Origin of the sequence: Parasphingorhabdus sp. (assembly GCF_049667325.1) — a bacterium.
Classification (GTDB): domain Bacteria; phylum Pseudomonadota; class Alphaproteobacteria; order Sphingomonadales; family Sphingomonadaceae; genus Parasphingorhabdus.
The window spans coordinates 1-20,927 of the sequence record NZ_JBATHY010000132.1 but is presented as its reverse complement, the minus strand read 5'-3'; the positions used below and the strand labels follow the sequence as shown (position 1 = coordinate 20,927).

Annotated in this window: 18 protein-coding genes and 1 pseudogene; 4 read left to right on the top strand and 15 right to left on the bottom strand. The window is 55.8% G+C overall.

The genetic code is table 11. The features are described from left to right. Positions 1–225 precede the first annotated feature (225 nt). Positions 226–2,946, top strand: coding sequence for a valine--tRNA ligase (locus WBM93_RS06370; RefSeq protein ID WP_424429698.1), 2,721 nt, complete (start codon positions 226–228; stop codon positions 2,944–2,946). 35 nt (positions 2,947–2,981) lie between these two features. Here WBM93_RS06370 and WBM93_RS06365 read toward each other — a convergent pair whose 3' ends face one another. From WBM93_RS06365 to WBM93_RS06325, 9 genes are all read right to left on the bottom strand, one after another. Further along, entirely contained in the window at positions 2,982–3,416 is a 435-nt protein-coding gene (locus WBM93_RS06365; protein WP_424429695.1) for a hypothetical protein, read from the bottom strand. A gap of 130 nt (positions 3,417–3,546) precedes the next feature. Then, entirely contained in the window at positions 3,547–5,250 is a 1,704-nt protein-coding gene (locus WBM93_RS06360; RefSeq protein WP_424429693.1) for an ATP-binding protein, read from the bottom strand. Between the two features lie 111 nt (positions 5,251–5,361). Beyond that, complete coding sequence (locus WBM93_RS06355; protein WP_424429690.1) at positions 5,362–6,135, bottom strand: TIGR02186 family protein; 774 nt, start codon at positions 6,133–6,135, stop codon at positions 5,362–5,364. Continuing rightward, the gene (locus tag WBM93_RS06350) at positions 6,132–7,046 is read right to left on the bottom strand and encodes a sulfite exporter TauE/SafE family protein (RefSeq protein WP_424429687.1); all 915 of its coding nucleotides are present in this window, start codon (positions 7,044–7,046) and stop codon (positions 6,132–6,134) included. The genes WBM93_RS06355 and WBM93_RS06350 overlap by 4 nt, the downstream gene beginning before the upstream one ends. A 103-nt stretch (positions 7,047–7,149) precedes the next feature. Continuing rightward, positions 7,150–8,097, bottom strand: a complete 948-nt coding sequence (locus WBM93_RS06345; protein ID WP_424429684.1) for a hypothetical protein — start codon at positions 8,095–8,097, stop codon at positions 7,150–7,152. A 187-nt stretch (positions 8,098–8,284) separates the two neighbouring features. Beyond that, the gene (locus tag WBM93_RS06340) at positions 8,285–9,712 is read right to left on the bottom strand and encodes a glycosyl transferase family protein (protein WP_424429682.1); all 1,428 of its coding nucleotides are present in this window, start codon (positions 9,710–9,712) and stop codon (positions 8,285–8,287) included. Between the two features lie 88 nt (positions 9,713–9,800). After that, entirely contained in the window at positions 9,801–10,244 is a 444-nt protein-coding gene (locus WBM93_RS06335; RefSeq protein WP_424429679.1) for a hypothetical protein, read from the bottom strand. A 62-nt stretch (positions 10,245–10,306) separates the two neighbouring features. Beyond that, entirely contained in the window at positions 10,307–10,666 is a 360-nt protein-coding gene (locus tag WBM93_RS06330) for a hypothetical protein (RefSeq protein ID WP_424429676.1), read from the bottom strand. 88 nt (positions 10,667–10,754) lie between these two features. After that, complete coding sequence (locus WBM93_RS06325; protein WP_424429700.1) at positions 10,755–11,291, bottom strand: helix-turn-helix domain-containing protein; 537 nt, start codon at positions 11,289–11,291, stop codon at positions 10,755–10,757. 305 nt (positions 11,292–11,596) lie between these two features. Here WBM93_RS06325 and WBM93_RS06320 point away from each other — a divergent pair, with 305 nt between their 5' ends. Then, entirely contained in the window at positions 11,597–13,021 is a 1,425-nt protein-coding gene (locus WBM93_RS06320) for a spinster family MFS transporter (protein WP_424429673.1), read from the top strand. A 40-nt stretch (positions 13,022–13,061) separates the two neighbouring features. Then, positions 13,062–13,496: an acyl-CoA thioesterase gene (locus WBM93_RS06315; protein ID WP_424429670.1), complete on the top strand. Its 435-nt coding sequence runs from the start codon at positions 13,062–13,064 to the stop codon at positions 13,494–13,496. A 41-nt stretch (positions 13,497–13,537) separates the two neighbouring features. Here the strand turns inward: WBM93_RS06315 and WBM93_RS06310 are convergent, their stop codons facing one another. The 3 genes from WBM93_RS06310 to WBM93_RS06300 form a co-directional block, all read right to left on the bottom strand. Beyond that, complete coding sequence (locus tag WBM93_RS06310) at positions 13,538–14,362, bottom strand: crotonase/enoyl-CoA hydratase family protein (protein ID WP_424429668.1); 825 nt, start codon at positions 14,360–14,362, stop codon at positions 13,538–13,540. 33 nt (positions 14,363–14,395) lie between these two features. After that, entirely contained in the window at positions 14,396–15,016 is a 621-nt protein-coding gene (locus WBM93_RS06305) for a 2-hydroxychromene-2-carboxylate isomerase (protein WP_424429665.1), read from the bottom strand. A 107-nt stretch (positions 15,017–15,123) separates the two neighbouring features. Next, positions 15,124–15,813 (bottom strand): glutathione binding-like protein, encoded by a 690-nt coding sequence (locus tag WBM93_RS06300; RefSeq protein WP_424429664.1) that lies wholly within the window; start codon positions 15,811–15,813, stop codon positions 15,124–15,126. A gap of 284 nt (positions 15,814–16,097) precedes the next feature. On the opposite strand from WBM93_RS06300, the gene WBM93_RS06295 reads away from it, so the two are divergent. Continuing rightward, positions 16,098–17,639: a nitrilase-related carbon-nitrogen hydrolase gene (locus tag WBM93_RS06295; protein ID WP_424429661.1), complete on the top strand. Its 1,542-nt coding sequence runs from the start codon at positions 16,098–16,100 to the stop codon at positions 17,637–17,639. A gap of 71 nt (positions 17,640–17,710) precedes the next feature. On the opposite strand, the gene WBM93_RS06290 is transcribed toward WBM93_RS06295, so the two are convergent. The 3 genes and pseudogenes from WBM93_RS06290 to WBM93_RS06280 form a co-directional block, all read right to left on the bottom strand. After that, positions 17,711–18,922 (bottom strand): LL-diaminopimelate aminotransferase, encoded by a 1,212-nt coding sequence (locus WBM93_RS06290; RefSeq protein WP_424429658.1) that lies wholly within the window; start codon positions 18,920–18,922, stop codon positions 17,711–17,713. Positions 18,923–19,091: 169 nt separating this feature from the next. After that, positions 19,092–20,726, bottom strand: coding sequence for an alkaline phosphatase D family protein (locus tag WBM93_RS06285; RefSeq protein ID WP_424429655.1), 1,635 nt, complete (start codon positions 20,724–20,726; stop codon positions 19,092–19,094). A gap of 5 nt (positions 20,727–20,731) precedes the next feature. After that, positions 20,732–20,927 (bottom strand): annotated as a pseudogene (locus WBM93_RS06280) (DUF3667 domain-containing protein); the annotation flags it as partial.

Below are 20,927 nucleotides of genomic sequence, written 5' to 3'. Positions count from 1 at the left end.
CAACCGGGCTTCAAGGCCTGCAAGCGACAGTTGCGCGCCAAAGCCAATGCCGAGATTGACGCGATATTGGGCTAGTTGGCCGATACTATCCGACATATTGCCGCTTTTCAATTAGTGCTGAGCTTGTCGACGGACATCTCACGTCAATAGGCGTAACTCGACAGGCTCACCACCATCGGACAATTCCCGGTTGTTTCCGACCCAAAGCAATGCCAAAGGCTCAGCATGACCTTAGACAAAAATTTCGACCCCGCCGCCATTGAAGCGCGCTGGTATGAGCATTGGGAAACCAAGGGCCTGTTCCGGCCGGAACGCGATGATCGGGAGCCGTTCACGATCGTGAACCCGCCGCCCAATGTCACCGGATCGCTTCATATCGGCCATGCGCTGGACAACACGCTGCAAGACATCATCATCCGCCACGAACGGATGAAGGGCAAGGATGCGCTGTGGGTCGTCGGTATGGATCACGCCGGTATCGCGACCCAGATGGTGGTCGAGCGCCAGATGAACGAGCGCCAGCAAAAGCGCACCGACTTCACCCGCGAAGAGTTTGTCGCAAAAGTCTGGGAATGGAAAGAGGAAAGCGGCGGCACGATCACTGGCCAGCTGCGCCGGCTTGGCTGTTCGATGGACTGGTCAAACGAGCGATTCACCATGGACGAGGGCATGAACGAAGCCGTGCTCAAGGTGTTTGTCGATCTTTACAATGACGGGCTGATCTACCGCGACAAGCGGCTGGTCAACTGGGACCCGGCTCTAAAGACGGCGATATCCGATCTCGAAGTCGAGACCGTCGATACCAAGGGTAGTTTCTGGCATTTCAAATATCCGCTGGCCGACGGTATCACGTTGAATAACGGACAAGCCTATATCGAGGTCGCGACAACCCGCCCGGAAACGATGCTGGCCGATATGGCCGTTGCTGTGCATCCTTCTGACGAGCGTTACAAGAGCGTGGTTGGCAAGGAAATCGAGCAGCCGATTACCGGACGCCGTTTCAAAATTGTCGCCGACGAACATGCCGATCCCGAGCTTGGGTCTGGTGCGGTGAAGATTACTCCGGGCCATGATTTCAACGATTTCGAGGTTGGCAAGCGCGCAGGTTTTGCCGCTGGCGATATGCTCAATATGCTCGATGGCGAAGCCAATGTTTGCCAGACAGCGGACGGACTGGTGCCAGACGAATATATCGGGCTGCACCGGTTCAAGAGGGACGGCGTCGACGGCGCCCGCGAGCTGGTTGTCCAGCGGTTGAAGGAACTGGGCTTCCTGATCCCGCATGTGTCCAAAACCAAAGACGGCGAAAAAGTCGAGCATGACGCCGAGCCGCGCACCATCGCAACGCCTTTCGGTGACCGTGGCGGCGTGGTGATCGAGCCGTGGTTGACCGATCAATGGTATGTCGATGCGGAAACGCTTGCCCAGCCGGCGATCAAGGCGGTGCGCGATGGTGACATCGAAATTGTCCCCAAGACCTGGGAAAAAACCTATTTCAACTGGATGGAGAATATCCAGCCATGGTGTGTCTCGCGCCAGCTCTGGTGGGGGCACCGGATACCGGCCTGGTTTGACGAAAATAGCAAAATCTATGTCGCCATGGATGAAGCAGCGGCACAGGCGCAAGCTGGCGCCGGTGTTGCACTAACCCGCGATCCCGACGTTCTCGACACATGGTTCTCTTCCGCGCTATGGCCGTTCGGCACACTCGGTTGGCCAGAAAAAACCGAGGACCTCGCACGCCATTATCCCAATGATCTGCTGATCTCCGGCTTTGATATCCTGTTCTTCTGGGATGCCCGCATGGCGATGCAGGGGATCAAGATGATGGGCGAAGTGCCGTGGAAGCGGCTCTATCTGCACGGGCTGGTGCGCGCCGAAGATGGTTCTAAAATGTCCAAGTCCAAGGGTAATGTCGTCGATCCGCTGGGACTGATCGACCAATATGGCGCCGACGCATTGCGCTTCTTCATGGCCGCGATGGAAAGCCAGGGCCGCGACATCAAGATGGATGACAAGCGCGTCGAAGGCTATCGCAATTTCGCCACCAAGCTATGGAATGCCTCGCGCTTTTGTGAGGCAAACGGCATCGGTGCAAGCAAGACGCTCGCGGCCCCCGAAGCCGCCCTGCCTGTCAACCGCTGGATCATTTCGGAAGTCGTCGAAACCCAGCAGGCGCTCGACAAAGCACTGACCGACCTGCGCTTCGATGCAGCATCCAACGCCATCTATCATTTCACCTGGGATCGCTTCTGCGACTGGTATCTCGAACTGATCAAACCGGTTTTGCAGGGGGAAGATGCCAGTGCGGCAAAAGAAACCCGCACCGTGGCTGGCTGGGTGCTAGACCAGATTATCGTCATGCTCCATCCGTTCATGCCGTTCATCACCGAGGAATTATGGCATGCGATGGGTGACCGGGAATATGATCTGATCGTCGCAAAATGGCCGGAACCGAAGGCAGCGACTGACCCGCAGGCCAAGGCGGAAGTCGACTGGCTGATCAAATTGATATCCGAAGTCCGTTCAGCCAAAGTGGAACTGAATATCGCGCCCGGCACCAAGATGTCGGCCCACGTCCGCGATGGAAGTGAAGGCCTGTCCGATCAGATTGCCCGCCACGGCGCTGCGCTGGACCGGGTCGGGCGGCTGGAGTCTGTATCCTTCGATGTAGCTCCCGAGGGGCCATCTGCCCAGATTGTCGTCGATGGGGCGACTTACGTGCTGCCGTTGGCGGACGCGATCGACATTGATGCCGAAAAAGGCCGGTTGAACAAGGCGCTGGAGGCCTCGCAAAAAGAAGCCAAATCGCTATCCGGTCGCTTAGGCAACCCCAATTTCGTCGAGAAGGCCAAACCGGAAGCGGTCGAAAAGGCGCGCGCCGATCTGGCGGACAAGGAAGCGGAAGCAGAGCGGTTGCAGGCGGCTATCGACCAGTTGGGATGAGCACCTTCGCGGGACGCTAACTTTGAATAGCTCGCTCAGCTATCGTCGCCGCGCCGCATTTTTTCCGCGCCAGCGCGCATTTTCTCGGCGCCTTCGCGCATTTTTTTGGCACCACGCCGCATTTTGGGCGCGCTTTCCAACAATTGCTGCGCGGTGATCTTCGTGTCACTCCGCTCGCTCTGCCGCGCAGCCTCGCGTTCGCGGAAGGCGGCGTCCCGCTCCAGCCGATCGGCATAAGCCTCCATTTTGTCTGCTCCGCGCAGCATCCCGTCTGCACCTTCTTCCATGCCAATCGCCGCGTCAGCCATACCGGCCTTCACCTGGACCTTAATGTCCCGGGCAAGCGTTTCGCTCCATTCTTCACCGTGCCGGTGCTTAACATCATGAGCATGACTCGCCATCGTCGGCAATATCAATGCAGTGGCAAGCCCCAAGCCCGCAACTAACGGGAAATAGCGTTTATCAAACATCGAACTCTCCATATCAATCGGTCACGCTTGGCGCGCGACCCTATGACTACGGATGTAATCGATGGCCGTTGATTTGATAGCGGCCATCGATCAACCGCCGACGGAAATGGACAAACGGTCCTGTCTGTAGCTACCGCCCCTGTGCTCTCCAGCGTTTGATAACCCGCTGGATAATCTCGTCTTCGCCACCATGCTCGCACCACAGTTCGGAAAATACTGGATCTTCGGAAGCCGGACGGCGTTCCTCGGCCAGCGTATCGAGCGAGACGCGGATCGGAATTGCCACGCCTTCACCGCAGCAGATCACTTCGCGATTGCGCAGCGCCGGAATGGAGTCGAGAAATCCGCGCGCACCTTCAGGCATCGCGGCTTTCACGAAGGCCTGATCTCGGTCATTGTTGAGACGCATTGAGAGTATCGTACCGCATTGCGAGAGCACGCCTTCGGCGAGATCGGATGGCCGCTGCGTAATCAGGCCAAGCGAGACGCCATATTTCCGGCCTTCCTTGGCGATCCGGCTGAGAATATCACGAACGCTGCTTTCTTCGGCAACATCATCATTGGGAATATAGCGATGCGCTTCCTCGCAAACCAAAAGCATTGGTCGCGAAGGCTCGTTGCGGGCCCAGATCGCATAATCAAAAACCAGACGACTGAGCACGGAAACCACAGTGGGCGTGATTTCCGATGGCATCGCCGAGACGTCGATAATGGAGATCGGCTTGCCTTCAGACGGCAGTCTGAAAATCTTGGAAAGGAACGCGGCCATGGTGTCTCCGACGAGCATGCCGGAAAACATGAAACTGTAACGCGGATCGGCCTTGATCTCGTCGATCTTGGTTTTGAGCCGCTGATAGGGCGCGCTGTTGGTCGACTTGTCGAGCTTGCCCATTTCATTCTGCAGAATTCCAGTCAGGTCGGACAGCAGATAGGGCACCGGTGAATCCACGGTCAGCTTCGCGACATTTGCGGACGCCTGACTTTTTGCTTTTGCAGCCAGTAGGCATTTTGCGAGAATGTCGCAATCGATCTGCTTGGCATCGCCTCTCGACTGGACAAACACTTCGCAATGTTCGCGAAAATTCATCAGCCAATAAGGCAGGTTCAGGTTGTTCACGTCGAACAGCTTGCCATTTTCCTTGAAGGCCGCGGAATATTCGCCATGCGGATCGATCATGATGATGTGGCCTTCGGGAGCAAGATCACAGATTTTATGGAGAATGAGAGCCGCTGAAGTCGATTTACCGGTACCGGTCGACCCCAGAAGGGCGAAATGTTTGCCAAGCATGGCGTCGACATAAAGTGCGCCTCGAATATCATCGGTGGGATAGACGGTGCCGATTTCGACATTGGCGCGGCCGTCGGAGGCATAGACCTGTTTGAGATCCGCAGTGGTCACCGCATAGACGAGCGAAGAAGGCGTTGGATAGCGGGTTACACCGCGACGGAAATTGTAGATATGTCCGGTCAGTTTTTCTTCGTCACCTTCGCCAAGAAAATCAATCTCTGCAATCACAAGTCCCGCTTGCCCTTCATAGAGTCTCTGGGTCCGGATATTGGCCAGTAACCAGGTCTCGCCGACACGAATCTTGACCTGACTGCCCACTTGACCAGCCATTTTGACCGTCGGATCGGGATGTTCGAGCAAGTTCGAGAGAACGGCACAATCCATGACGACTTTGGATCCCGACCCCGCGATTTCGATGACTTCGCCAATTTTGTGGCCTTCGCTGCGCTGTGGAGCGGCGGCAGGGGTTGCGTTGCCTTGTGCTTCATTTTCCGAAACCGGAAGAGGCCTTGCGGCGGGGAAATGATGGGAACCCATGTCGGACATAGCCGTTATTCCTGTTTTGCTGGTCAAAACACCGGACTAGTGGGTCATGGTTAAAGAAGATTTACCGACTCGCAGAAAGCGGGATTCGCATCGGCTGGCGCTGGACATCGATCACATCTTGCGGAACAGATATCCGGCAGACCATCCCAGAAAAACCGATATGAACACTGCGATCAGACCATAGAGAAAGCCGTATTCCTGGGACAGATTGGTGATAAAGCGCCCCATTCCGATTTTTTCAATCGTGACCTCTTTGACTTCTGCAGCCGCCACCCGGCCATCGAGGATGAGAAATGTTTCTGCGGTATAATCGCCTACCGGTACGCTGGCCGGCAGATTGATTCGCGCCTGATACAGCACGCTGTTGGTGATCTTGACGCTATTGGGCAGGTTTTTGAACAGCTGTCCGCGGGAATTCAGATCGACCAGCCCGACGACAAACCGGTCCAGTTCACGGCTGTCAATCGCACCGGCGGGAGAAAGCTGCAGATGGTCCAGCCCCAACTCGTAGATGTCCGCCGTCTTGTCATCGACAATCTGTTCAATCGGTCTGGAAGAAGCAACCGCGTAATAGCCCGGAGCGGAGCGAAATTCGCTGCTTGCGGCATTTATCCAGATGCCTGCTATCTGCTGCTTCTCGCGAACCACAATCGATTCAACAGGCCCTTTCAGGACCACCACGATATCAGCTCGATCGGTATTACGGGTACCGGGCGGATAGGTGATGGCCCCGAAAAGCAGCAACTGCGCACCATTGAAATCGCCCCTGATGCTGATACGATCTTGGGAAACCTCCGGAACCAGTACCGGAATGTTCGCCCCGGCCAATATGGCGATGCCAATTAGCGCCAGCGCGCGGGTCAACAGGAAGTGAAGCCGTTTCACAGGAGCTGCACCGTATATATTTCATCCGGCTGAAACCCTAATCCCAGTGCCATGCGCAGAGCAACGATCAGCACCATGGTTGCCAGGCTCAGCCGCAAATATTCCGGTCGCATCCGTTGGGCGAATTTCGCGCCCAGTTGCGCACCGGTCACACTGCCGAGCAGCAACAGCGAGGCGAGAACAATATCTACCGCTCGCGTCGTCATGCTGTGCATCATCGTCGAAGCAATGGTGACGAACAGGATTTGGAAAAGTGACGTCCCGACCACCACTTGCGCACCCATCCCGAGCAAATAGAGCATCGCCGGCACCATGATAAAGCCGCCGCCGACGCCCAGCAACATGGTCAATATGCCGGTGAGAAGGCCAAGCACGAATGGAGCGATGGGCGAAATATACAGGCCGGAACGGTAAAAGCGCCATCGGAATGGCAGATTGGCAACCAATGGATGGTGGCGCCTTTTCCGTGCTGGCAGCGGCTTGCCGGCACGCAGCGCTCTGACGCTTTGCAAGGATTCCTTGAACATCAAGCCGCCGATACTCGACAGCATCAGGACGTATAGCACATTAATGACGGTGTCGATCTGCCCCCACTTTTGCAGAATCTGGAAGAGACCGGTCCCGATCAGCGTTCCGAACATGCCACCGGCCACCAATATCGCGCCCATCCGGAAATCGACGCCTTTGCGGCGCATATGGGCAGCGACACCCGAAATACTCGCTCCGGTGACCTGGGTGGACGCAGACGCAGCGGCGACCGTTGGCGGTATGCCGTAAAATATTAGCAGTGGTGTGGTCAAGAAACCCCCACCGACGCCAAACATACCGGACAAGATACCCACCAGTCCGCCAAGCAGGACGATGACAAAAGCATTGACGGAAAGATTGGCGATCGGGAGGTATATGTCCATATTGCCATTGGACTAATCTCTTTTTGTTGCGGGATAAAGGGCGTTGCGGCTTGGAGGGTTAGAAATCGACCGGTTTGCCTAACAGGGAGCAAACACCGCCCGCTTAAAAGCCCGTCGAAACCGTTATTGCCATTCCGCTTTTGGGTCGTGCATTACCAGCAACCCGAACCCGCCAGTCGACCGCCATGCGCGCGGATCCGGTTCCGAGCGGGACAATGAAATCGGCGCGGGGTCCGACATCCAAGCGGGCGATATTGCGCTGGCCGCCAGCCCAGACCCCTGCTCCGACGGACAATTTCTTTTGATCGGATTCTGAAATCAGACGCTGCAAGGTTGCAGATCCGTCAAAAAAATAGGTTTCATTATCACCCAGAACATATCCCGTTTGAGCATAGGTCTCGAGCGCGACTTTTTCGACGATATGGTCCGGTCCCGTCCCTCCAGCCACATAAAGCGCAGATCCGCGATTCCCATCCGACCCCGCGGAAAACCTGTGTTCGGCATGGACGGAGAAAGGCAAGTTCTGGATCGGATGAAGCCGGACTCCAAGCGCTATTTCCTCTTGCGCCAAGGGTGCCACCGCGGCGGCAAACCGGCCGTAAACCGCCAGATCGGATCCCTCCGTGGCCAATATTGGTTGGGACAGGATGGCACCAATCTGGCTGCCGCCATATTGGACGTTCGATATGGCGGTCCCTTCAATTCTCGACGCAGGGTCCATGGCCGGGAAAGTCTGCCTGGCAAAAAGCCAAAAATAGCCACCGATCCCGTCGCCTGCCTGATGAACCGCGAAATTGTGTTGAGAAGCAGGGGTTGGATCGATCCCCGGAGCAAGCTTTGCCTTACTCCCGGTTGAAACTGGAAAAGGGAGCCTGCTACCGACCGGCTCCGGTTGCATCACCGACAGCGACTGAAGGCGAAACGAGGCGGGCAAAATGACCGATGTCAGTTCGTCAAACCTGCGCCCGGGATAGGACAATATCCTGACGTCCTGTTTATTCCGGACGTTGTCCAGAACCGCTGGTGATGCCGGCAAATGAGTTCCGGTCATATGTCGTGTTGCTGTATTCCGGGCATGCGAGACGCCGCGAGATTTTATCGCTCCACCATTCGGGTCTACCCGATCTGCAACAATATGTGCGGGGATGTTCCACGAGATGACCCGTGCCAATATCCATATAGCCGCTAGTGTTCCTATGGCCCGAAGCGGAGCGCCGGAAGCATTCCCGCGCATTGCATCAGTTCCTTTCGTCGGCCGACTGATGGTGCCTCAGTTTTTGGACATGCGCACGATCCGGATAGAAATGGCAGGTTTTTTCCCAGTGCACCGGTCGGCCGGTCAGTTGATCAACATAATGTCCCATGGCACGCCAAGCGGCCATTATGTTGATCAGATTGGCAACGATCGTCCTGGGCATCGACAGGAGCGCTTCGCGAAAGCCATAAAGCGCAAAGACAAAACAGCTTTTCAACACCAGCCTCCAGATCAGGGAACCGGCATTGACCAAAAGCAATATCTTCAGAAGATCGGGAACCGGCTTAAGTCGGTAGACACCGAATAATTCCGCGAGCAGAAGCGTGCCTGTCAAAATTGCAGCTAGATATGCGATTGCCAGGACAATGGCTGCCATCCCGGCCTTGCGGTCCCGTAACCGCATCCAATTCTCTCGCCAGTTACTCTTCCACCCCAGTCGATCCCATCCGGACAAGCATATACCTGCTATCCAGCGGCTTTTCTGACGAATGGCATCTTCAAGTCTGTCCGGGAAGAATTCCTGCGTCGCGACCAGCTGTCCATGCCGATCGCGCATTCGGGCAAAAATGCCGCGAGAATCTTCTCCTGTCAAATTGATGCCCAGTTCATAATCTTCGGTCATGCTTCCCGCATCAAATGGCTTGCCATTCGTTCGGACAGACAACTTATGCAAAGCATCCCGAGCGAATGCGCAGCCCACACCCGCAGAAGGGATTGATGCACCGAGGGCCTCGCGCATCACCATCTGCTTGCCATGCAATTCGGCAAACTCGTCACAATAGTGGCCCGCAACCCATCGCGAGCCGGTGGCCCTGCGCGGAATGACCGGCAATTGCACCAGGGCGGCCCGCCCGATCAGATGCTCGAGAAGTCTCAACCCCTGAGGATGGACAAGGTCCTCGGCATCATGGAGAACTACCGCGCTGTATTTGACCTGCTCTTCGATTTCGTCTTGGCACAACGCGCTCCAGAGATGATTGAGGCAATCCGCCTTCGTGGTCGGTCCGTTCCGGTTGCAGATCACGAGCCGGATGTTTTCCTGGCCGGCTGCCGCGAACGCAACCGCCGAGACAGTTGCGGGATCATTGGGGTAGCAACCGACATATATGCGATAGTTGCTCGATCTCCATTGCCGCAAACACCTCTCCAGCATCGCGCCAATGACCGTTGCCTCGTTCCATGCCGGTACAAATATCGCCAGACGGCAGTCGGGTGCGGGTTTACCCAGCGTTTCTACGGTGGCCCGTTCATAACGTGAATAGACGAACAGCTTGCGTTTCAACCTGTGAAAAATCCACAGCCCGTCAAAGACAAGATCGTCGACCGCGCCGATCAGGAAGCACAGGCTCGCGAACAGCAGCATTTCCTTTTGGAGAAAGTCCAGAAACAGCAAGATGTGATCGCTCGCCATAATTATGCTCCGGGGTTCGCAGAAGCCAGGTTTCTGCCGAATGGAAAGGAAATGGTCGGGAACTGTGAGGAGAAATCGGTACGGCGTGCTAACCGGAATCGAGCTCTTGATTTGCTACTATTGGCGTGTGTTCAAAGGATCCGATCGCCAGAGCCAGCAGCATCGGATAAGCCCAGAACACAGCTCCTGTTGCAAAGGCCCATGGCGTGATCTGTGGCGCCACCACCATTGCGGTGTGGATGGTTACAGCAAGCACGTGAAATGCGGTTGCCCAGATGGGCCAAAAACGGTCGGATCTGATGGACAGATAAATCAACGCAAGTAGAGCGGCGATATCTATTATAAATATGTCGACTTCAACGCTCGTCCAGGAGGTTCCAAGCAGCCGACCCACCGCCAAAGTGGACAATGACCCGACGATCATGATCATCGCCCCAAAATATTCGAAACGAGAGCCGCGAAAAATTGCATACCCACAGCAGGCGACGAGAAAAATATAGTAGATATAGGCCCAGATTGTATTAAAAATCACAGCGCTATCACCTTTTTTATCTTGCGTTCAGTTGCGCTTGGAACAGACCTGTTCGCGGGTAGCTAGGCAGCATGGTCAAATAAAGTGACTATTTTTTCATCCTGCTTGTTTCCAACCGCCGGTGGCTTCATATCGCCGCTTCCCAATGCCATAGCCTGCAATCCGATTTGATCGCGCGTTTCTGCCAGTCGGTTATGGGTTGCAACCAGTTGTCCTCTGGCTTCGACCAATGCGGATAGCGTTTCAGCCGCCTGCGATATCGCCTCCTGTCCGACAACAGCCGATAAATTTGCATTCACTCTCGCGATGGGCATATATCCGGCCAGATCCGCCATTTTGCAAATTGCCTCGTCAACTGCCCGTTCCGTTGCGAACAGTTTACTCGCCAATTTCTCGGCTGCATTCCGTCGTTGTTTTAGCATGATTGTTCCTTTCGTGAATATCGACGTCTCAGCTCTTTCCAAAGTTACCAAGTCGATGAATGAATGCGCAGGCCTCAATGGGTGTAAACTACCCCTTAAGCCGGGCAAGCGCCTCCAATCCCGCTATAAGTCCACCGAAAGACAAGGCGGAGCCGATCGCGATGGCCAATATCCATCCCACCCGCTCAACCGCACCGAGATTGTTCTTCTCGCCACGATAACGCGGAATGGGAAGCCGTCCGCGCCTGATCTGAGTTTCTTCAAAAGATATCGCGGCAATATTGCCATCACTTTTTGGAGCACCCTCGGTCGCGGCAATCTTGTCGTTTGCGGTTCCTCCAATGGACGATCCCAGTCTCTCGTTTTTTCTCGCTCGCTCAACATCCGGCATTTGATATATCAACGGTTGATATCCGTCTTCTGTATCAAGCGCAGCAAATTCGCGTGCGGCCTCAAAACGGGAATGTACGTTTAAAATGCGCATCGCAGTGCGCAGTCGTTGATCCACCGTATGTGGGGATATTCCCAGTTCCCGTGCAATTTCCTTGGAATTATGGTGCGCCAGCACAAGCCGCAAACAATCGCGCTGCCCGTCATTCAGTCTGTCCACTGCAGGATTGGTCATATTGGTCAAGACCTACCGAATCGCATACTCAGGGGTTGAAAAGACCGGTACTGACCCGCAGGTTTGAAACATAAAGCTACGACAAAAATTTGGGTAACGCGCTCTTTGCGCCATAACTGGCCCCTGTTTGCGACGGATTAACCGACTGATACCAGCCGTTACAGTAACAGAATTCTGCCATTTCGTGAAATTTTTTTACATTGCATGCTGGTCGCAACACAGACTCCTGACCAAAGTCGAATCGCTCGAAAGTCCACTGGACTTGTCCGCGCGTTCAGGCCATCAACTGCAAAAAAGGAGAGAGCATGAACGCGACACAGGCAGCGGCTGCACCACTTACCAATACCGGACAGGCTTTCGGAACCAGCGGATATCGGGGTTATGTCCTGTTCTCATTGCTGGTGGTGTATACTCTCAACTTTATCGATCGCGCCCTGATTGGTGTCGTTTCGGAACCGATCATCCGGGAATTCCAACTCACGGACCTGCAATTCGGTTTTCTTTCCGGTTTCGGATTTGCCCTGACCTATACGCTGTTCGGCATTCCCATCGCTCGCCTGGCGGAACGATATAATCGCGTTCGCATTATCGCATTCAGTGTCATTCTCTGGTCGGTTATGACCGCTCTGTGCGGAATCGCAGGCAGCTTTATTGCGCTGCTGGTATTCCGGGTTGGTGTCGGCATCGGCGAGGCCGGCTGTACGCCCCCGGCCAATTCCATCATTGCAGACTATTTTCCTCCGAGAAGCCGCGCGCGGGCGCTGGCGATTTACGCAATGGGCGTGACGCTTGGTAGCGCATTGGCGGCGGCTTTCGGTGGCCCGATTGCCGAGGCTTTTTCCTGGCGCGAGGCATTCATCATTCTGGGTCTGCCCGGGGTTGCTGTCGGCCTGTTCGTGTTGTTCACGATCAAGGAACCGCCGCGGGGCTATTCGGACCCTCCCGGGACACCTCAGCTCGAGAAACTGGGCTTTGGTGACACATTGAAAAGACTGAGCGGAAATCGCAGCTACTGGATCAACGCTCTGGCGGCGACGATTGTCGCCTTTGTCGGTTACGGCGTCTCGAGTTTTCAGGTATCCTTTTTCGTTCGCGTGCATCAACTGAGTGTTTCCGATGTTGCGCTGCAACTGGTGCTTCCCATCTCACTCTCCGCTGCTGCTGGTACATTTGGCGGCGGGTTTGCCATCGAAAAGCTGAGCGGTCGTTTCCCCAACGCCGTGGCCTGGGTTCCGGGCTGGTCGCTGATCGCATCGCTGCCGTTATACTGGATCGGCTTTACCACCGACAGCCAGTCGACAGCGTTGATGATGCTTATCGTCGCGGCATTCCTGCACTACACGTATCTGGGCTCGCAATATACCATTGCCCAAGGCGTGGTCGATGTGAAAGCACGCGCGACATCGATCGCCATTTTGCTATTCGTCGTCAACCTGATCGGATATGGACTTGGTCCACTATTTGTCGGAGGAATCAGCGACATTCTTTCAGCATCCTATGTCAGCAGCGCCGCGGCAAGCAGCCAGATGACGCTGGAACTTTGCAAAGGCACCGATGCCAGCATATTGGCTGCTGGCAGCCAGGCGATGCTGGAAGCCTGTCGCACGGCCACCGGTGAAGGTGTGCGGGACGCTCTGCGCTTCACCGCCATGATTTACGGAGCCTCCGGACTGGCCTATCTCTGGCTTTGCCGTCATTTGCAGAAAGATCTGCTGGCAAAAATGAACTGAGCAGGATCTTTTTGGGCTCAAGTGAAAGCGGATTATCTCTATGACTCGTCCAGAATCGTGGCAGCTTGATCCTGCCAACTATCCTGTATCGCTGATCACCCAGACCCGCTTTCAGGATATTGATCCCAACCGGCATCTCAACAATGTAGCCTTTGCCACGATGTTCGAAAATGCCCGGGTTCGCCTGAACCGCGAATTGCGTCCCTGGGCGGACCGGCCGAAGAACGAACGGAGCATGGTCGCGGCGGTGACCATCAACTATCTCCGCGAAGGGCAATATCCAGATGACGTCGAGGTCAGTTCGGGCGTCAGCAAGATCGGTAAATCCAGCTATGTGATCGCGCAGGCGATGTTCCAAAACGGTCAGTGCATCGCCACCTGCGATTCGGTTATCGTTTGCCGGACCGACGGTGAAGGCAAGCCGCTACGCGCAGCAGTCGTGGCCGCGCTCGAGAAGATGCGGACCACCGGCTAGCGGCTTCCGGCCAATCTTGCCGTTGGTCGCCACGCCTCTGCTCAGTCGGTAAAATTGGCGGCGCGCTTCTGCATGAATGCCATCACCGCTTCGACCTGATTTGGCGTGCGGCTGACCTTGTCTTGACCGACCGATTCCATCATCAATATCTCGTCTTCGTGCAAATCGGGCAGTTTGTTGATCAGATCCTTAGCCAGCTGTACTGCCTGCGGATGTTTGCTGGCTATTTCGGTAGCGATTTCCATGGCCTTGGCGTGCGGATCATCAGACAGATGGGTGACAAAGCCCAGTTCCTTACCTTCTTCACCAGTGAATATGCGGTTGGTATAGGTAAGCTCGCGCAGAACATCGTCACGGACAAAACTGCGCCACGTCGTGTAGCTGCCCATATCCGGGATCAGGCCCCAGCGCATTTCCATGATCGACATTTTGGCGTCCGGCGCGACCACCCGAATGTCGGCAGCGCTGGCAAATTGCAGGCCACCGCCGATACATGGACCGTGGACCGCAGCAATCACCGGTGCTTTCAATTTCCGCCAGAGCAGCACGATATGCTGATATTTATTGGCATTGCCATAGGTGCGCTCGGTCAGTGTGCTGGCGAGTGGGGATTTTTCGCCACCCTTGCTTTCTGCGGTTGCGGCAGCAGCCGATGCCGCAAAGCTGCCCATGTCGAGACCCGCGCAAAACGCCTTGCCCTCGCCGGACAGGACGATGGCTCTAATGCCTTCCATGGCCGCCAGTTTCTCGCCCGCTTCAACGATTGCATCGATCTGCGCGGCATCCAGCGCATTCATCTTCTCAGGCCGGTTGAAACGGACATCCGCAATATGATCTTTGACGGAAATAGTGACGCGTTCTGACATGGCAAGCTCCGGTTTTCTGGATTCGAGGGAAAATTATAACGCCTGTTTAATCGCCCAATTAACCAGCGGCAACTGGTCATTGCCAAAATACATTCTTTCGCCTTCTCCAAAGGGCACGAAAATACTCGGCGAACCATAAGCACCGCGCACGATTGCTTCTTCGGTATTGGCGCGCAGCCGGTCCTTGATTGCCTGCTCCTGCGTCCGTGCGGCCAGAGCCGCGCCGTCCATGCCAAGCTTGTTGGCAATCGCGATCAGCACTTCCGGATCATCGAGATTGCGCTGTTCACCATAATAAGCGTGGAACGCAGCGGTAGCGAACTTGTGCAGCGCCGCCTGATCGTCCTCCAGCGCACAACAGACCCGCATCGCATGGACCGATTTGACCGGATGATGTTCGCTCGGGAAATTCATCGGCAATCCGGCCAGGGCAGCCCAGTCCTTGAGCACCCGGAAACTGTGAACAAATTTGCGATTGTCGGGGTTTTCCCGCGCCGCGTAAACATCCCGATTCACGGCATTGAATACGCCGCCGACCAGAAACGGCTTCCAGATAATCTTTGCGCCGGTTTCCGCAATAATCGGCTGGATATTGTGGAACGCGAGACACGTCCAGGGGGAAGAGAGGTCGAAATAGAATTCTACGGTTTTCATGTATCAGTTCCTTTATCACTACCGTGTACCGCACCTGATGCGGAAGCCTGGCGGCCAGCGCATGAGATCCCGAGCTCCGCATCAAGTGCGGAGCACGTAGCGTTCGCCTATTCCTCCAAACCGAACAGCGTCTTGCGCGCCTGCGCATCGTCCTGCGGGTTGCGGTTGATCCTGTCACGGCCAATCGCCATCCCCCGCCGCAGGCCTTCGCGTTGTTTCAGCACCTCGTACCAGCGCTTAACATGGGCAAAATCATCCAAATCAATTTCCTGCCTTTTATAGGTCTGCACCCAGGGAAAACAGGACATGTCGGCAATGCTGTATTCTTCACCGGCGAGATAGGCATTGTCTGCCAATCGCCGGTCCATCACCCCGAACAGTCGCAACACTTCCTTGCGATAGCGTTCGGTGGCATATTCGATACGCTCCGGGGCATAGAGCTTGAAATGGCCATGCTGGCCCATCATCGGACCGAGACCGCCCATCTGCCACATCAGCCATTCGGTCGCCGCAATCTGCCCGCGCAGATCGTGCGGCAGAAATTCTTCCGCCTTGTCCGCCAGATAGAGCAGGATCGCCCCGGTTTCGAAAACACTGACCGGTTCCCCGCCATCCGCCGGATCGTGATCGACTATCGCCGGGATCCGGTTGTTAGGACTGATCGCCAGAAACTCAGGCGCAAATTGTTCTCCGGTGCCGATATTCACCCAATTGATATTATAGTCGAGTCCACACTCCTCGAGCATGACGGAAATTTTCCAGCCGTTGGGTGTCGGAGCAAAATAAAGATCAATCATATGTGCAAATCATCCCGGGTGAACTTTACAAACTTTACAGTGTTAAGAAAAACAATCGATGGAGCCGACAATGGTCACTCTTGGCAACGGCAACATTATCAATCCGGTTCATCATCATCACGGCACAACGTGGCATAAAAGCGGGTCAGTAGGACAGCAAAATATTGCATTTTACGCCTTTACTGATTGATGGTCTGCTTTACGCGAATTTCCGGCAATGACGATTTTGGTCCACTTTCACAACCTATCTTCCCCGCGCTTGAAAAGCCCGCTAATGGGCGCGGATGACCGCAGAAAAACCAAAGCTCATCATCCGCATGGCGGAACTCGAAGATGCCAGAAAAATCTCCACCCTGTCGCGTAAAATCTACGGCAAGGGCGAAGGCTATACGGCCGAGGAAGTGCGCGGACAGATCAACAATTTCGCCGATGGCCAGCTGGTTGCGGAATATGAGGGCAAGATCGTCGGCCATTGCGCGACCTTCCAGATATCCGAGAAAACAGCCCTTGCGGCGCATAGCTGGACGGAAATTACCGGCGGCGGCTTTGCCGCACGACATGATCCGGACGGCGAAATTCTCTACGGCATGGAGGTTAGCGTCGACCCCGATTACCGGCGTTTGCGGATTGGCCTGCGCTTTTACAAGGTCCGCCGGGAGCTCTGCCAGCATCTCGGGCTGAAGGGGATTATCTTTGGCGGGCGACTGCCCGGCTATGCGCGTCGCAAGCGCAAATATCCCGATCCTGCTGACTATCTGGCGGCTGTAGTCGACAAGCAATTTCGCGATCCGGTGATCAATTTCCAGTTGAATCAGGGCTTCGTCCCGCTTGGCATACTGAAAGACTATATGCCGACCGACACGCCATCCGGCGGCAATGCGGTCCATATGTTCTGGGAAAATCCGCTGGCGGCCGAAGCGAAGCTGGTTACCCAGACGCCGCATGACCGCCTGCCGCAATCGGTGCGCGTGGCGACCGTGCAATTCCAGATGCGCAAGATCGCTTCGCGTTCCGAGTTTGAAGAACAGGTGGAATATTTTGTCGATGTTGCCGCCGATTATGGCGCTGATTTCGTCACCTTTCCGGAACTGTTCACGCTGCAATTGCTGTCCCTCGAGGGAGACAAGCTGGAGCCGGCGCAGGCAATCGAAAAAATTGCCGAATATACCGACCGGTTCAAGCAAGTGATGGAGAAACTCGCAGTTTCCTATCATATCAACATCATCGGCGGCTCCCACCCGACGCGGATGGAGAATGGCGATATCCGCAATATTTCCTATGTGTTCCTGCGCAACGGCGCGGTTTACACGCAGGACAAGCTCCACCCGACGCCCAGCGAAGTGCGCTGGTGGAACATCAAGGGCGGCTATGGTGCCGAAGCCATTCCAACCGATTGCGGACCGATCGGTGTGATGATCTGCTATGATAGCGAATTCCCGGAGATGGCCCGCCATCTGGTCGATCAGGGCGCGATGATCCTGTTTGTCCCCTTCTGCACCGATGAACGACGCGGCTATTTGCGGGTTCGCTATTGCTGTCAGGCGCGTGCGGTAGAAAACCAGTGCTATGTCGTGATGTCGGGCGTGGTCGGCAACTTGCCGAATGTCGAAAATATGGACATTCATTATGCCGAGAGCGCGATATTGACGCCTTCCGACTTCCCGTTCGCGCGCGATGGCGTCGCGGCAGATACCGCGCCCAATACCGAGACGATCGCGATTGCCGATCTGTCGATGAGCAGCCTGCTCACCAGCCGGCAATCCGGTGCGGTACAGAATTTGAAAGACCGACGCTTTGATCTCTATCGGGTGCTGTGGAAGGGTTAGATCTCACGCTAAAATGCGGCTGATCCAGCCTCCAACCTGCTAGATGGGGATTTAACTGGCATGAGGCCAAGCTAGATCGCTTCGTTTTGCCCCGGCGTGTTGACACCCATTTTCTGCAAATATTTTTTCACATTGCGCGCGGCCTGACGGATGCGCTGCTCGTTTTCGACCATTGCAATCCGCACAAAGCCTTCCCCATCTTCACCATAGCCAACGCCGGGCGCCACTGCCACGCCCGCTTGGGTGAGCAGTTGCTTGGAAAATTCCAGACTGCCCATATGAGCGAGCTGCGGAGGCAATGGTGCCCAGGCGAACATTGATGCGGCCGGTGGCGGGATTTCCCAACCTGCCCGGCCAAAGCTTTCGACCAGCACATCGCGGCGCTTGTGATAGAGTTCGCGGTTCTGCGCGACCCGTTCCTGCGGTCCGTTGAGCGCTGCACAGGCCGCTGCCTGGATCGGTGTAAAACCACCATAGTCAATATAGCTTTTGACCCGGGTCAAGGCTTCGATGAGCGTCTTGTTGCCGACCGCAAAACCGACCCGCCAACCGGCCATCGAATAGGTCTTGCTGAGCGAGGTAAATTCCACCGCGACATCTTTCGCGCCCGGCACCTGGAGCAGCGAAGGCGTCGGATTGCCGTCATAATAGAGCTCGGAATAGGCGAGATCGGACAGAAGCCAGACCTTGTTCTCCTTCGCCCAGGCCACCAGCCGTGTGTAGAATGCCAGATCGACGACTTCCGCTGTTGGATTGGAAGGATAGTTGACCACCAGCAATGTCGGGCGCGGCACGGTAAAGGCCATCGCCCGTTCCAGCGATTCCCAATAATGTTCGTCGGGAGTCGTCGGCACGCTGCGGATCGTTGCGCCGGCAATGATGAAGCCGAAGGTGTGGATCGGATAGCTTGGATTGGGAGCGAGGATACAATCACCCGGCGCCGTTATCGCCGTGGCCAGACTCGCCAGTCCTTCCTTGGAGCCGAGCGTCACCACGACTTCCGTATCAGGATCCACATCGACACCAAAGCGGCGGCCATAATAATTGGCCTGCGCCTTGCGCAATCCGGGGATGCCCTTGGATGCCGAATAGCCGTGCGCATCGGGCTTCTGGGCAACTTCGCACAGCTTGTCGATGACATGCTGCGGCGGTGGCAGGTCGGGATTGCCCATGCCTAAATCAATAATGTCTTCCCCTGCCGCTCGCGCCGCCGCCCGCATGTTATTGACTTCAGCAATCACATAGGGTGGCAGGCGTTTGATGCGGTAGAACTCTTCGGACATTATGGATCGTTTCTTGCGTTAAGTAATAGGGAGTGGCTGCTTTGCGTAATTTTGATGCGAATGTCGAGGAATTGAAGACGGTTTCGGCAATTTGCGGTCTTGAGGGGATGAAGAGCAGGTACGGGACAGCAGCAATCTACCGTCCCGACGCCCTTCAAGTGCGGAGCGTTCAGCCCCGAAGCCGGTTCCTACCCCGCAGTACCGTCTGGCTTTTGCTACCCGTCAGCGCGATCGACTTGGCCCGAATCGTGTCCAGAAAATGCCATGTCGATGTTGCCTTTTCCGGCGTCAGCGTCACCGTCATATAGCCGCGATGAGCGGTGTCGGTCCATTGCAGTTGTGGGTTGGTTTCAACCAGCGCCCTGCCGGCAACGTCGGGCTTGGCCCCGGACAGATAGGATTCGATGCCAGGAGAGGTCACGCTATGCCCGCCAAATTCAACACCGGCAGCGCCGTCATCGGTGGCAAGATCGAACGCCCAGGCATTGTGGCTGTCTCCGGACAGCACGATCAGGTCCGCCTCCGCTTGCTGGGCAATTTTCAGAGCCCGTTCGCGGGCCTGCGGATAACCATCCCACGCGTCAAAATTGATCGGCAGACCGATTTTCGCCGCCATCGCCCCGACCTCCAGCCGTTTCTTTGCAAAGGCCGGCGCATCATCGGCAACCCAGTTGGTTGCCTCCTGCGGCAATTTCAGCTCGCCCATCACGCATTGCTGCGACCAGACCTGCCATTTGGTGCCTGATGCCTTTGATTTTTGCATGGCAGCTGCCAGCCAGGCCTCCTGCTCGCCGCCGATCATTTCGCGTGCCGGGTCCTGCCAGACATCGTCGCGAAACGTCTCGAGCGCTTTCTGGACGTCTTGCTGCCCCTTGAGAGCGGCGACAAGATCAACCGGCTGGTTACGGGCTCCGATCCGGCTTTCGGTAAGGAAAATTGTCGCCAGATCGCCGATCTGATATTCGCTCCATAGCGGGTCCGAATGGTTGCGGTCGGAAACCGGCATCCATTCCCGGTACACCCGCTCGGCTACCCGCTTGCGCGTCGACCAGTTGCCTTCGCTGGCGTCATGATTTTCCGCGCCGTCTTTATACGCATCATTGGCAAATTCGTGATCATCCCACATCGCGATCATCGGTAATATCTGATGCAGCCGTTGCAGGTCGGGATCGCTGCGATAGGCAGCATAGCGCAAGCGATAGTCGGCGAGCTGGACCATTTCGTGTGATGGCTGGATCATCCGCCCCGCCAATGCCTGTTCATTCGACGGATAAGTTCCGATCGGATATTCATAGAGATAATCGCCGGTATGGATCATCAGATCAAGATCGCGGTTCTGCGCGGCATGGGCATAAGCATTGAAATAGCCAAATGGCAGGTTGGAGCAGCCGACTACGCCGATGTTGAAGCGCCGGGTTGCGCCTTCCGGCAACGTCCGCGTCCGGCCAATTTGGGAAACCGTGCCATCGGGGGCGATGAAACGGTAAAAATACCATTGATCTGGGTTCAGCCCGTCGATGGTTATCTTGGCAATATGATCGCGTTCTGCCTGAGCGACGATTTCACCCGATATTTTCGGACCGGAAAAATCGATATTTTCGGCGATTTCCACTGTCAGCCGGTTATCACAGGTGCCGACAAAGCGGGTCCAGAGCAATATTGAATTTTGTGACGGCTCTCCGCTGGCGATGCCGTGGGTGAACCCCTTCGCTCCGATCAGCGATGCCGATGCCGGCACGCTGAGCGCCCCCAGACCGAACGTTCCCAATGCCATCAACTGGCGGCGATCAATATTCATGGTCATGATTTTTATCCCAAAACACCCAGAGCGAGCAAAATAGCGAAGAACAGAAACAGGCTGATGATGGTGAATACCAGCAGGAACGTAACCCGCAACAATGCTTCTGGCCGGGACATCTGATAGGCGTGCCTCAACTGGCGATACATCTGACACGGCGGGTAGAAGACCAGCAGGAGTCCCCAGATAGATCCGTCAACACCAATG

Bases quoted from the DNA above. Each gene is read 5' to 3' on its own strand.
- WBM93_RS06340 (WP_424429682.1), bottom strand. From the start codon at position 9,712: ATGGCGAGCGATCACATCTTGCTGTTTCTGGACTTTCTCCAAAAGGAA.
- WBM93_RS06295 (WP_424429661.1), top strand. From the start codon at position 16,098: ATGACCGCAGAAAAACCAAAGCTCATCATCCGCATGGCGGAACTCGAA.
- WBM93_RS06370 (WP_424429698.1), top strand. From the start codon at position 226: ATGACCTTAGACAAAAATTTCGACCCCGCCGCCATTGAAGCGCGCTGG.
- WBM93_RS06290 (WP_424429658.1), bottom strand. From the start codon at position 18,922: ATGTCCGAAGAGTTCTACCGCATCAAACGCCTGCCACCCTATGTGATT.
- WBM93_RS06310 (WP_424429668.1), bottom strand. From the start codon at position 14,362: ATGTCAGAACGCGTCACTATTTCCGTCAAAGATCATATTGCGGATGTC.
- WBM93_RS06365 (WP_424429695.1), bottom strand. From the start codon at position 3,416: ATGTTTGATAAACGCTATTTCCCGTTAGTTGCGGGCTTGGGGCTTGCC.
- WBM93_RS06285 (WP_424429655.1), bottom strand. From the start codon at position 20,726: ATGACCATGAATATTGATCGCCGCCAGTTGATGGCATTGGGAACGTTC.
- WBM93_RS06330 (WP_424429676.1), bottom strand. From the start codon at position 10,666: ATGCTAAAACAACGACGGAATGCAGCCGAGAAATTGGCGAGTAAACTG.
- WBM93_RS06320 (WP_424429673.1), top strand. From the start codon at position 11,597: ATGAACGCGACACAGGCAGCGGCTGCACCACTTACCAATACCGGACAG.
- WBM93_RS06350 (WP_424429687.1), bottom strand. From the start codon at position 7,046: ATGGACATATACCTCCCGATCGCCAATCTTTCCGTCAATGCTTTTGTC.
- WBM93_RS06360 (WP_424429693.1), bottom strand. From the start codon at position 5,250: ATGTCCGACATGGGTTCCCATCATTTCCCCGCCGCAAGGCCTCTTCCG.
- WBM93_RS06325 (WP_424429700.1), bottom strand. From the start codon at position 11,291: ATGACCAATCCTGCAGTGGACAGACTGAATGACGGGCAGCGCGATTGT.
- WBM93_RS06345 (WP_424429684.1), bottom strand. From the start codon at position 8,097: ATGACCGGAACTCATTTGCCGGCATCACCAGCGGTTCTGGACAACGTC.
- WBM93_RS06315 (WP_424429670.1), top strand. From the start codon at position 13,062: ATGACTCGTCCAGAATCGTGGCAGCTTGATCCTGCCAACTATCCTGTA.
- WBM93_RS06305 (WP_424429665.1), bottom strand. From the start codon at position 15,016: ATGAAAACCGTAGAATTCTATTTCGACCTCTCTTCCCCCTGGACGTGT.
- WBM93_RS06300 (WP_424429664.1), bottom strand. From the start codon at position 15,813: ATGATTGATCTTTATTTTGCTCCGACACCCAACGGCTGGAAAATTTCC.